We start from the raw sequence: 13,181 nt of genomic DNA, 5'->3' as shown, positions 1-13,181 counted from the left end.
TTACTGATCAGCCTTTCATGCTTCCAACCATATCTTCAGGGCGAACCCACTCATCAAACTGCTCAGCAGTCAGATAGTTAAGTTTCAATGCTGATTCTTTCAGTGTCAGCCCTTCTTTATGCGCCTTTTTAGCAATTTCAGCCGCTTTGTCATAACCAATGTGGGTATTTAAAGCTGTTACAAGCATCAATGACTCATGCAGCAGTTTTTCAATACGGTCACGATTTGGTTCAATACCGACTGCACAATGCTCATTAAAGCTGCGCATACCATCAGCCAATAAGCGGATAGACTGTAAGAAGTTATCGATAAGCATTGGACGGAATACGTTTAGCTCAAAGTTTCCTGAAGCACCACCGATATTAACGGCCACATCGTTACCCATGACTTGTGCGCATAGCATTGTTAACGCTTCGCATTGTGTTGGGTTAACTTTACCCGGCATGATAGAGCTGCCTGGCTCATTTTCAGGAATTGAAATCTCACCGATACCGCAACGAGGGCCAGATGCCAACCAACGAACGTCGTTAGCTATTTTCATCAATGATGATGCTAAACCTTTCAGAGCACCATGAGAGTGAACTAACGCATCACAAGTTCCCAAAGCTTCAAATTTATTCGGTGAGGTGACAAATGGTTGCCCTGTTAGCTCAGCAATTTTTTTAGCAACACGTACCGCATATTCAGGGTGAGTATTCAGACCTGTACCTACTGCTGTACCACCTAAAGCGAGTTCACATACGTGAGGAACTGAGTTTTCAATATGTTTTACACTGTGAGCCAGCATCGCGGCCCAGCCAGAAACTTCTTGGCCTAATGTCAGTGGTGTTGCATCTTGTAAGTGGGTACGCCCAATTTTGACAATATCTTTAAATTCTTTCGCTTTAGCATCTAACACTTTGTATAATGCTATTAATTCAGGTAACAGATGCTCACGAATACCCACAACGGCAGCAACATGCATGGCCGTAGGAAACACATCGTTTGAACTTTGGCTTTTGTTTACATCATCATTCGGGTGGATAAGACGATCATTGCCTCTTTCTCCCCCTAAGATCTCACTACCGCGGTTCGCTAGTACTTCGTTCATGTTCATGTTACTTTGAGTACCGGAACCCGTCTGCCAGATAGCGAGAGGGAATTCAGTTGGATGCTTGCCAGCCAATACTTCATCGGCAGCTGCGATAATAGCATCGCCACGCTCTTTTGGTAGTAATCCTAAATCCATATTGACGCTTGCAGCGGCTTTTTTAGTTACCGCTAATGCATGAATCAGCGCAACAGGCATCTTTTCTACAGATATACGGAAATGTTCTAAAGAACGCTGAGTTTGCGCGCCCCACAACTGGTCAGCAGGTACTTCAATTGGTCCCATTGAGTCTTTTTCAATGCGAGTGGCTGCCATTACTATCTCCTTAAGTACATAAACAGAATAATCAGTTTTAGAATCATCAGCTTGCAGGTAAGCAGATGACAACACACTTATAGTGCCATACATTTAATTTCAATAATGCGACTGAACCGTGTTTATTGTATTGTAGTGAAAAGGAAATAAGTTGATTTTTAAAAAAAAGAGAGTTTATTCATGTTAAAAATGATAAATAAAATCCAAAATTACGATTGGGGAAGTAAAACTGCGTTAACCCAATTATATTCAATCCCAAATCCAGATCATTTGCCAATGGCTGAGTTATGGATGGGAGCACATCCAAAAGCAAGTTCTTATGTTATCGACCCTAAAACAGGTCATGAGATTGCACTAATTGATTTCATTGCAAGTAATCCTGAAAAAATCTTAGGTAAAAAAATTGCAGATACCTTTTCTCGCTTACCTTTTTTATTTAAGGTCTTATGCGCAGATAAACCACTTTCAGTTCAGGTTCATCCAAGCAAAATGTATGCGGAAGTTGGGTTTGCAAAAGAAAATGCGGCGGGAATCCCTATCGATTCACCAATTCGTAACTATAAAGATGACAATCATAAACCTGAGTTAATCTATGCTCTAACGCCTTTCAAAGCGATGAATGCATTTAGGCCTCTAGAGGAAATTCGTGAGTTACTCGATTTTGTCTCTGCTGCACACCCTGAAATTCAATTTTTTGTTCAAGCACCAAGCGAAGAAAAATTAGCAAAACTTTTTGCACAAATTCTGAATTTATCTGGGGAACAAAAAGAACTGGCTCTCGGCGTATTAAAAGCCGCTTTAAATAGCCGTCAAGGGGAGCCGTGGAATACCATAAAACAAATGGTTAGCCTTTATCCAGAAGATACGGGGTTATTTGTCCCTCTTTTACTTAATGTAATTGAGTTACAGCCGGGCGAAGCTATGTTCTTGTATGCAAGAACACCACATGCATATATTGAAGGTGTGGGTTTAGAAATTATGGCAAATTCCGATAATGTCCTACGTGCCGGGCTTACTAATAAGCATATTGACGTTCCGGAATTAATAGCTAATGTCGATTTTATCCCTAAAACAAGCCAAAGCTTATTAAGTGAACCGTTAAAATCAGGAAATGTCTGTAAATATCACATACCAGTAGAAGATTTTGCATTTAATATATATTCTATCAATAGCACGGGCACAACCATAACTAACGAGACAGCCTCTATCTTATTCTGTATTGAAGGTGAGCTAGTTCTTAAGTCAGGCGATGAGGAATTAAAGATCGGTTCAGGAGAATCTATTTTTCTTTCCGCCTTTGAAAATGAAATTTATATCACTGGTGTGGGTAAACTGGCTCGTGTGTATAATATTTAGCGTTTTTTCTATGTTTTATTCGTCTTTAATTGCACGCAATAGACGGTTAGATGAAACTTGTACATATTTTATTGCGCGTTTGTAAAACGTGCTGAAAGGATGAATGTTTATAATGAAAAAGTCATTAGTTGCAATTGGTGTTATCGTTGCTGTAGGTGCAGTTTGGACTGGGGCATCTTGGTATACAGGCTCCAAAGTTGAAGCTGAATTGAATAAAGTGATTGGTAATACTAACGATTTCTTTGCTGCGAATGCACCTGACGCTGGCGTTAAATTTAAAGTTGAAAACTTCAATCGTGGCGTCTTCTCTTCTCAAGCTAATATCGTTATCACATCAAGTGATTCATCAGCGGCTGATGAGGCTATCGTTTTCAATACGAATATTGACCACGGTCCTTTCCCTCTATCTCAAGTTGCTAAATTTAATTTATTGCCTAAATTGGCAGCTGCACATATTGAACTTGCCAATAATGCAACTACCAAAGAGCTATTTGAAGCAACTAAAGGTAAATCTTTTGTCTCTGGTACTGCCGTTATTGGTTATAGCAAAAACATTAATTCTAATTTAGACCTTCTACCAATTGAATATACAAAAGAAGATGCAAACATCTCCTTTAGTGGTTCAAAATTGGTATTCAACACATCATCTGATTTAGCTAAAGTAGATGCATCATTAATTACTGATAATTTAGTGATTCAAAATGCAGCTAAAACTGAAGGTATGGAATTAAAAGGATTAAAATTATCTTCTGACGTAACTAAATCACAATATGGTTTCTATACAGGCACACAAGAATTTGTAATTGCAGATACCAATTTAAATATTCCAAATACTCAATTTTCGTTCAAAAATTTAGTTATCGGTTCTGATACTGCGCTTGAGAACGAAAATGTTAAAGGGAATATTTCTTATAGCATTGATGAGCTTAAAGCATTAGAACAAAATTTAGGTGCTGGTAAAGTTGTCCTATCTATTGATAAATTAGATGCAAAAGCATTAGGCAAATTTGTTGAGCAGTACAACAAAGCCTTAGCTGATGGTTTAGCAAGCGGGAGTCCATCAGATGCAGCGGAACAAATTGCCATCGATATGATGACAAAAACATTACCTGAGCTACTGCAAAGTAAACCAACATTTTCAATCAGCCCAGCTTATTGGAAAAATGATGCCGGCCAAAGTTCATTTGATTTGAGCATGACGTTCAACAAATGGGATCAAGATGAGATAACAGCATTAGCGATGTCTAATAAAGTTGATGAAGCTGTTAAAAGCCTATTAACCTCACTTGATTTTAACTTAGTACTTAACAAACCAATGACTGTTGAACTGATGTCTCAAATTTCTATTTTAGATCGCGGTGTGCCAGTTGATGCAACAACTAAAAAACAGTACCTAGAACAAGCAACAGCTGAATTCAGTCAAGCACAAGTAATGTTAACTTCTGATATGTTCTCTTCACCTTTCGAAGAAATGTTTATGACAGATGAAGAACGCGCAGAAAAAGCAAAACAGAAAAAATCACCGTGGATGGTTGAGAAAGACAATGACTTAACTATGACCATCAAATTTGCGGGCAACGATATTTCATTCAATGCTGATAAATATACACTTGCAGAGTTCTTAACTAAGATGAAAATCATGTCTAGCCCTGAAGACAATATGGGGTATGATGAAGAAGACATGACTGCCCCACAAAATGACGTTGAAGAAGCACCAGCACCTGAAGCAGGTGCTGATGTAGCAAAACCTGCCAACTAATTTTGGTTTCAAATAAGTTAAAATAAGTCTAATATGCCAGTCAAATTTTTTGACTGGCATTTTTACATCTATACTGATGTATATTTTAAGATATTAGATCTACACACAATAGGGACGATATTAAGTGATAAATAGACAACTACCTTTAACGGATATTCATCGCCATCTTGATGGTAACATCCGCCCAGAAACAATCCTTTCGCTTGCTCAGCAACATAATATTATTCTGCCTGCAAATGAGATTGAAACATTAAGACCTCATGTACAAGTTATTACTCAAGAAGCTGACTTAATTGGCTTTTTACAAAAATTAGATTGGGGCGTGGCTGTATTAGCCGATTTAGATGCTTGCAAACGTGTCGCTCAAGAAAACGTTGAAGATGCTTACAATGCAGGTATTGATTATGCCGAGCTACGTTTCTCGCCCTATTATATGGCAATGAAACATCAGCTCCCTGTTGAAGGTGTAGTTGAAGCGGTAATTGATGGTATAGCAGCAGGCTGCAAACAATATGATATTAAAATTAATTTAATTGGTATTCTTAGCCGCACATTTGGTCAAGATGCTTGCACAAAAGAGCTCTCTGGTTTATTGGCCCATCGCGATAAACTTTGTGCGTTAGACTTAGCCGGTGATGAATTAGGCTTCCCTGGCGCTTTATTCCACTCACATTTTACCAAAGCACGTGATGCTGGTTTACAAATTACTGTCCACGCAGGCGAAGCTGCTGGTCCAGAAAGTATTTGGCATGCGATTAAAGAACTTGGTGCACAACGAATTGGTCATGGTGTCAAAGCATGTGAAGACCTTGAACTGCTTGATTATTTGGCAATGCATAAAATTGGTGTTGAAAGCTGCCTCACCTCCAATATCCAAACAAGTACTGTACCATCATTAGAACAGCATCCTCTGAAAATGTATTTAAATCATGGCGTTCTGGCAACTATTAATACCGATGACCCGGCAGTACAGGGTATTGAATTACATTATGAATACGAAGTTGCTGCGCCTCAAGCCGGCTTAACTCAAAAAGAAATTGAACAAGCACAGATAAATGGGTTAACAATCGCTTTCCTAAGTGACAGTGAAAAAGAGCAATTGAAACAAAAAGCAGCACTGCGTTAATTTAGTTTATCTTGATTAATCCCCCCTCCTCAGAGTAGAAAATGGGGGGATTAGTAAATATAAATACACTACATCACTTCTGAAAATAGTTATTTCAAATAGTTTTGCTGGCACACTATATCATTAAGCTTTTTATCCGGATTTATCAGGTATTCCACTACGGTGTTATCCACACATAAATTTTCGCCTGTCAACGCCAACGTATGTCCATCACCTTCCAATGTCAACAGTGGGCTTCTAAATAACGTCGCCATAGCTCTGGCATTCTTCCAAGGAGTCGCAGGATCATGCCGTTGAGCAACAAACAATAACTGTGGCAAATTAGGCACATTAACTGGACGCTTAGCATGAACGCTATTTTTCCATGGCCATAAATTACATAATTCTAATGAATCCTCTTCAATATAAGGCTGATAATTAGTTGCAGAAAATGCTTCATTCCTCAGTTTTTGTATATGAAGAAGTTCACTCCGACTGAGATCATTAATAGATTGATCCGCACAATTTATAACCTGTAATGCATCCTGTTCAGCAAATGATTCCGTTGTATCTAGTAATTGAATGATTTCTGGGCTAACAATACCAGCACTGAGCTGATTGATTGCAATCGCCAACGATGGCCAGCTTGAGCGACCGATCAAGTGGTAAATAGTCAGTGAGATAAGATCATTGGAGGTTATCTGCTGGTCTTTAGCTCCATATAAGGGCTGAAAATACAGTTGATTTAATAGATTTCGGTACTGTTGGGTAGCAATCATTTTATCTGCTGATAAAAAACAACTGCCAGTTTCTGTGCACCACTTGGCAAAACGCTCAAAGGTTTTCTGATATTCCCGTGCTTGATTAAGCCACACAGGGTGATAATCCTTAGCTTCATCTAAGTCAACAACACCATCTGTTACTATAGCTCGAGTGGTTAATGGAAAACGTTCGGCATAAAGCAAAGCCACCTGCGTACCATAGGAATAAGATACAGCAGTTAGTTTTTTGTCATTAAGAGCTTGACGAATACGGTCTACATCGCTGACAGCTTCATCCGTGCCTATGTGTTGTAATACCTCAGCACCCGTATTATCTATACAAGCTTGAAGCTGTCTTCGAGATTCATGATCCTGCTCAGTAACTTCAATAGGTGTGTCATCTGATATTTCGCAGTTAATTTTAGGCGTAGAATTACCGACACCTCGTGGGTCATACCCTACAATATCCCAAGATTCATTCAGTTTATTGACTGAGTTAATATCGAGCCAAGGGTTTATACCGGACATACCCGGTCCGCCCGTAATTACGACTAAACTTCCTTTGCGAATACCTGTCGCTGGTAGTAAAGTCAGCGCAAGTGTGACAATTTGATTTGAGCTTTGCCCTTCCTCACTGGTCCCATCTTTATACTTTAATGGTACATCTAAATATCCACAACGTAATCTAGGATCATGTATGCCACTAAACCACGACTGAAAAGTGGTATTTAGGCAGGATTCCCATTGGATTGAACTAGACTGGCTAGTAAACGGGATAAAACTAGCAATAAGTAATATAAATAACCGGGGTTTTAACATAAGTTATCCAATGAATCGATAATGATATCATCATAACAAAGGCAAATTAAATAATTGCGCAATCATTATGTATAAATAACGACCAACTGGTTTTCGATCTAAAATCGACTTTTCTACCTTGTTTAACATATTTAAATACTAATGCTAATGCAACTATCCACTATCAACACTTAGAATGTTGTAACTAATTAGGGTGATAATTACTATGAAAATTAAACTGTTTATTGAATAACACAGGAGCGATGTCGGGATTTACATAGCATCCCGACATCCTAAAGGCTATTTAGATAAGCGTTTCGCATAGCGTTGTGCCAATACCGCACAAACCATGAGTTGAATTTGATGAAATATCATTAAAGGTAATAGGATAATCCCTACGACAGAGGCTGGGAATAGCACATTTGCCATTGGCACACCATTTGCCAGACTCTTTTTTGAACCACAAAACACAATTGTTATTTCATCTTCTTTACTAAATTTGAATAACCGCGCTACTAATGTATTAATGGCCATTACAATAAATAAAATAATACAACTTACTACTGCTATCATAAATAATGAATAAGCATCAATACGTTGCCAAATTCCTTCTACAACAGCTTCGCTGAATGCAACATAAACAACCAACAAAATAGATGAACGGTCAGTGATATTGACTAGTTTACGGTTACGATTAATCCAGTTGGCTAATAATGGTCGGGATAAATGCCCTACTACGAATGGCAGCATTAATTGTAATAAAATCGACCCGATTGCATTAAGCGTATCCATTGCTTGGCTGCCATCTTCATCCATCAGAAAACCAACGAGTATTGGTGATAAAAAGACACCAAGAATGCTAGATGCTGAAGCACTACAAATTGCAGCCGCGACATTGCCTCCGGCTACAGAGGTAAAAGCGATCGCAGATTGCACTGTAGCTGGCAATGCACACAGATATAGAAAGCCCATATAAACAGTGGGTGACATCCACGAAGGCACCATAAAGTGCAAACCCAGACCTATGATGGGAAACAAGATGAATGTACTAGCAAAAACCAGTATGTGGAGTCGCCAATGCCCTATTCCAGACATGATAGACTCACGTGATAACTTCGCTCCATGCATAAAAAATAACAAGGCAATGGCTGCGGTAGTGAGATATTGGAAACCTGTTTTTATATTCCCTTCACAAGGAAATATACTTGCGATAACAACAACACAAATCATGATAAGCAAGAAAGGGTCAATCTTTAATTTAGCTAACAAATTCATTTTATTACCTAACAAAGAGCCAGCAAATGCTGGCCCATGGGTTTAAACATTAAAAGTCAATATTAACAGTACATTTTTCTTTATTAGAAAGTATTCCGGCTTCAATGACTTTCATAATATCAATTGCTTCTTGAGGGAGAACTGGATTTGCAGCCCCGTGGCGTATTGCATCGTGAATTGCAAGGTAGTATCCACCATAGTTACCTTTCTCATTGATTAATTCTTGAGTAATTAAGTCATCACCTTGTGACAGGGTAACAAAACCATTGCGTTTATCTTCACCCCAATTTTCAATGATTGGTAATTGTCCACTTTTCAAGCAATCTTCTTGTGAATCGAGGCCATATTTTACATAACTTCCTTTCATACCATGAACGACATAAAGAGGAGATTCAGCCGCAGCAACAGTTGTGGAATGTAAGATTACTTTCTTGTCGGTATATTCGAGAATAGCATGGAAATAATCTACAGCTTCTGCTGCTGGGCGAATGATCCCTAAATCAGCAGTAATGCTTTTTGGCTTACCAAAAAATTGTAATGCTTGGTCTAACAAATGTGGTCCAAGATCGTACCAAATGCCTCCGCCTGCTGCCGCGGATTCACGCCATCTTTGACGAGTTACTGGACGATAGCGATCAAAATGAGACTCATAATATTTGATATCACCTAAACTGCCATCAGCTAAAAGTTTTTTCAGCGTCAAGTAACCAGCATCCCAGCGGCGATTATGATAGATGGATAATAACTTACCTGCATCTTGTGCTTGTTTCTGCAAGGCTTGTGCTTCTTCAACAGTAATAGTAAATGGTTTATCTACAACCACATGTTTACCTGCGGCTAATGCTTCACTTGCCAGTGGATAGTGAGTGTCATTTGGCGTCGGGATAATAACTAATTCTATTTCAGGATTAGAAAATAGCTCTTCAGGCGAAGACACAACAGCAACATTAGGCCAATCTGCGCTCACTTTATCAGGGTTACTGCTGGAAATTGCCGTTAATTCGTACCCTTGCAAGGTTGCTATAAAAGGCGCATGAAATGTTTTACTCGCATAACCATAACCTACAATACCAACTTTAATCGGTGTAGACATAACAACCTCATTTATCAGTTTTCACTTAGTGCGTAAAAAGTATCACCATAACGAATTAATTAGCAAATAAATCTATGATAGTATAGCCATTGATTGACACTAGTGGATTGAATTTATATGACACCTGTTTATGACCATCATCGTATCACCGGCTGGCTACTTGCACCCGCAGCATTCATCTTAGTCACCTTTTTTGCTGTGTGCGCGATGGTGATTATGTACTCTATTAAACTTTATCAAATTATCACTACCATTGAGAATTGGTCTAACTATATCCCTCTCGATTGGTACTTATCCTTTCTGATTACCATCAGCATGGTGCTATTTACGGCTCACATCATAAAGCTAATGTTTACCCGTTCGCGCTATTTTCCACGCCGCTTTATTATCTGGTTATTGGTTCTATTATTACTCGGGTTAAAAACCTTCGCTTTTGCTGCCATTGATGATGAAACTGCAATTAAAGCTCTTGCGTGGCCATTACTTGGAGCTGGTATTTTTGTTCCTTATACCAAGAATTCGGCTCGAGTGAAGATGACTTTCACACAAGATCGATAAGCATCATAAAAATAGCTTGTTATCATACAGCTTGATTAACTGGCATTAGCCAGTTTTTGTTTTTTATTACTGTTTTCAGGCTATGAAATGACTGATTATCTTCTACTATTTATAGGAACAGTACTGGTTAATAACTTCGTACTTGTTAAATTCCTTGGACTATGCCCATTTATGGGCGTATCAAAAAAACTCGAAACCGCCATTGGGTTAGGCTTTGCCACTGCTTTTGTAATGACACTTGCCTCAATTAGTTCTTGGTTGATGGATACATTGATTTTAGTACCATTAGACCTTCTCTATCTTCGCACATTAAGCTTTATTTTAGTGATTGCTTTTGTGGTTCAATTCACTGAAATGGTTGTTAGAAAAACCAGTCCAACATTATATCGGTTACTCGGTATTTTTCTTCCCTTAATCACCACTAACTGTGCTGTATTGGGTGTTGCACTCTTAAATATTAACCAATCACACACGTTCTTACAGTCTGCGATTTATGGTTTTGGTGCTGCTGTTGGTTTTTCTCTGGTTATGGTGCTATTTGCTGCTATTCGTGAGCGCCTTGCCGTCGCCAATGTTCCAGCACCTTTCCGTGGTTCATCTATTGGCCTTATCACTGCTGGACTTATGTCTTTAGCATTTTTGGGCTTTAGTGGTTTGGTGAAATTCTAATGATGTCGTTATGGATAGCTACTGGCATATTAACTGTCTTTGGGCTCATTTTTGGCTTAATTCTCGGTTATAGCTCTTTACGATTTAAAGTTGACGAAGATCCAATTGTTGAACAATTAGATGCGATTTTACCGCAAAGCCAGTGTGGCCAGTGTAGCTACCCGGGCTGTCGCCCTTATGCCGATGCTGTGGCTAATAATGGTGAAATGATCAACAAATGTGCGCCTGGTGGTGAGCAAGTGATGCTCAAAATCGCTGAATTGCTAAACGTGGATCCACAGCCAATTGATGGTGATGAAACATCACAAAACCCCGTTCGTAAAGTCGCTATCATTGATGAAGATAATTGTATTGGATGTACTAAATGCATCCAAGCTTGCCCTGTTGATGCGATTGTTGGCGCAACTCGGGCAATGCATACTGTTATTGAAGACCTATGTACTGGCTGCGACTTGTGTGTTGCTCCCTGCCCAACTGATTGTATTGAACTTGTGCCCGTGAAAACAACAACTGCAAATTGGAAATGGGATCTAAATAGTATTCCAGTAAAAAATATTCCTGTGTCCCCCTTTGAACAACAAGCTAACTCTGCACTATCCGCTGTAAAAGGTGATGCACATGTTTAATCTATTTAATTGGTTAAAAAAAGATAATATTTGGGATTTTGCTGGGGGAATTCATCCCCCAGAAATGAAATTACAGTCAAGCCAAGTTCCAATGCGTATTGCTTCTATTCCTGACGAGCTCGTTATTCCTTTACAGCAGCATCTTGGTCCTGAAGGTGAATTGATCGTCAAAGTTGGCGATCGTGTACTCAAAGGGCAGCCATTGACTCAAGGTTTTGGTCGAACTGTTCCAGTACATGCATCTACCTCTGGTACTATTACAGCTATTAAGCCTATGGTTACTGCGCACCCTTCAGGGTTAAAAGAGTTATGTGTCAGTATCAAATCTGACGGTCAAGACACATGGTGTGAGCTTTACCCAGAACCAAATTATTTACAAATGACTCCTCAAGAGTTACTACAAAAGATTGAGCAAGCTGGTATCGCAGGGCTTGGTGGTGCAGGTTTTCCAACAGCATCTAAACTTTCTGGTGGTAAAGACGCTATTAAAACATTAATAGTGAATGCCGCAGAGTGTGAGCCTTATATCACCGCTGATGACCGTTTGATGCAAGAGCATGCTGATGAAATTATTCAAGGTTGCCGTGTTCTACAGCATTTACTCAATCCAAATCAAATATTAATTGGGATCGAGGATAACAAACCTGAAGCAATTGCCGCTTTAAATAACGCAATCACTAAACAAGATAGGCAAATTCTTGTTCGCGTTATCCCAACTAAATACCCTTCTGGTGGTGCTAAACAACTCACTAAAATATTAACAGGTAAAGAAGTTCCCTCAGGTGCGCGCTCATCTCAAATTGGTGTTTTGATGCAAAACGTCGGTACTGTTGTGGCAATTAAACGAGCAGTACTTGATGGGCAGCCGTTAATTGAGCGGGTTGTCACTGTAACCGGCGAATCAATAATATCACCGGGTAATTTCTGGACACGCTTAGGTACTCCTGTTTACCACTTATTACAACAAACAGGCTTTACTCCATCAACCGAGCAAATGGTGATTATGGGTGGCCCACTGATGGGCTTTACGCTACCAGACCTTAATGTTCCTGTTGTTAAAATTTGCAATTGCCTTCTGGTACCTACTGTTGAAGAAGTTGGGCAAAAAGCGATTGAAGAGGCTTGTATTCGCTGTGGTTTATGCGTTGAAGCTTGCCCTGCTGCTTTATTACCTCAACAGTTATATTGGTTTAGCAAAGGTAAAGAGCACGAAAAAGCGCAAAAACATAACCTGTTTGACTGCATAGAATGTGGAGCCTGCGCTTATGTTTGTCCAAGTAATATCCCATTAGTCCAATATTATCGACAAGAAAAAGCAGAGATACGGGAAATATCTCAAGAAGAACGTCGTGCTGCAGAAGCTAAATTACGATTTGAAGCTAAACAACAGCGTATGGAGCGTGAAAAATTAGCTCGTGAAGAGCGCCATAAAAAAGCAGCCGTACAAGTTGAAGATAAAGATGCAGTCGCTGAAGCACTAACTAGAGTTAAGGCTCGTAACAATACAGCGACATCAACTATTGTTTGTGTGGCTGACGCAGAGCCTGATAATAGTGCAGTTATCGCAGCTAGGGCTGCCCGTAAAGAACAAGCAAAAGCTAAACAAGCTGAGAAAAAGGCAACAGGACCCGCAACAGAGAATTCGATTGACGAACATGCAGAGGATCCTCGCAAAGCTGCTGTTGCTGCCGCACTTGCCCGTGTTAAGGCTAAAAAAGCGACTCAGCAAGCCGAGGCAACCACCGAAGCTAATGCACCTGTGGTGTCTATTGAATC

The 13,181-nt window shown here is 39.5% G+C and carries 11 protein-coding genes; 7 read left to right on the top strand and 4 right to left on the bottom strand.

The window, feature by feature from the left end:
* Positions 1-7: 7 nt before the first annotated feature.
* Positions 8-1,405 (bottom strand): class II fumarate hydratase, encoded by a 1,398-nt coding sequence (gene fumC, locus OOA_RS05240; RefSeq protein WP_008911091.1) that lies wholly within the window; start codon positions 1,403-1,405, stop codon positions 8-10.
* A 180-nt stretch (positions 1,406-1,585) separates the two neighbouring features.
* On the opposite strand from fumC, the gene manA reads away from it, so the two are divergent.
* The 3 genes from manA to add all read left to right on the top strand — a co-directional run bounded on the left by manA (position 1,586) and on the right by add (position 5,646).
* On the top strand, positions 1,586-2,761 hold the full coding sequence (gene manA / locus OOA_RS05235) for a mannose-6-phosphate isomerase (RefSeq protein WP_008911090.1): 1,176 nt from the start codon (positions 1,586-1,588) through the stop codon (positions 2,759-2,761).
* Positions 2,762-2,873: 112 nt separating this feature from the next.
* A complete protein-coding gene (locus OOA_RS05230; protein ID WP_008911089.1) occupies positions 2,874-4,520 on the top strand; it encodes a YdgA family protein in 1,647 nt (548 codons plus the stop codon).
* Positions 4,521-4,644: 124 nt separating this feature from the next.
* Complete coding sequence (gene add, locus OOA_RS05225; protein WP_008911088.1) at positions 4,645-5,646, top strand: adenosine deaminase; 1,002 nt, start codon at positions 4,645-4,647, stop codon at positions 5,644-5,646.
* Positions 5,647-5,735: 89 nt separating this feature from the next.
* Here the strand turns inward: add and OOA_RS05220 are convergent, their stop codons facing one another.
* The 3 genes from OOA_RS05220 to OOA_RS05210 form a co-directional block, all read right to left on the bottom strand.
* Positions 5,736-7,205: an alpha/beta hydrolase gene (locus OOA_RS05220; protein ID WP_008911087.1), complete on the bottom strand. Its 1,470-nt coding sequence runs from the start codon at positions 7,203-7,205 to the stop codon at positions 5,736-5,738.
* A 279-nt stretch (positions 7,206-7,484) separates the two neighbouring features.
* Positions 7,485-8,459, bottom strand: a complete 975-nt coding sequence (locus OOA_RS05215; RefSeq protein ID WP_040690817.1) for a bile acid:sodium symporter family protein — start codon at positions 8,457-8,459, stop codon at positions 7,485-7,487.
* Between the two features lie 49 nt (positions 8,460-8,508).
* Complete coding sequence (locus OOA_RS05210; RefSeq protein WP_008911084.1) at positions 8,509-9,552, bottom strand: oxidoreductase; 1,044 nt, start codon at positions 9,550-9,552, stop codon at positions 8,509-8,511.
* Between the two features lie 117 nt (positions 9,553-9,669).
* Between OOA_RS05210 and OOA_RS05205 the strand changes: the two genes are divergently transcribed.
* The 4 genes from OOA_RS05205 to rsxC form a co-directional block, all read left to right on the top strand.
* Complete coding sequence (locus OOA_RS05205; RefSeq protein ID WP_008911083.1) at positions 9,670-10,110, top strand: DUF2569 domain-containing protein; 441 nt, start codon at positions 9,670-9,672, stop codon at positions 10,108-10,110.
* Positions 10,111-10,197: 87 nt separating this feature from the next.
* A complete protein-coding gene (gene rsxA / locus OOA_RS05200) occupies positions 10,198-10,779 on the top strand; it encodes an electron transport complex subunit RsxA (protein WP_008911082.1) in 582 nt (193 codons plus the stop codon).
* Complete coding sequence (gene rsxB / locus OOA_RS05195) at positions 10,779-11,405, top strand: electron transport complex subunit RsxB (protein WP_008911081.1); 627 nt, start codon at positions 10,779-10,781, stop codon at positions 11,403-11,405. Before rsxA ends, rsxB begins: the two co-directional genes overlap by 1 nt.
* Positions 11,398-13,181: electron transport complex subunit RsxC (gene rsxC / locus OOA_RS05190; protein WP_008911080.1), on the top strand; the 1,784-nt coding region annotated here is incomplete at its 3' end. The genes rsxB and rsxC, both read left to right, overlap by 8 nt.

The sequence above is a fragment of the Providencia burhodogranariea DSM 19968 genome (genome assembly GCF_000314855.2).
GTDB lineage: Bacteria > Pseudomonadota > Gammaproteobacteria > Enterobacterales > Enterobacteriaceae > Providencia > Providencia burhodogranariea.
Note: the sequence above shows the minus strand (reverse complement) of the source record. Positions and strands in the feature narration are given on the sequence as shown.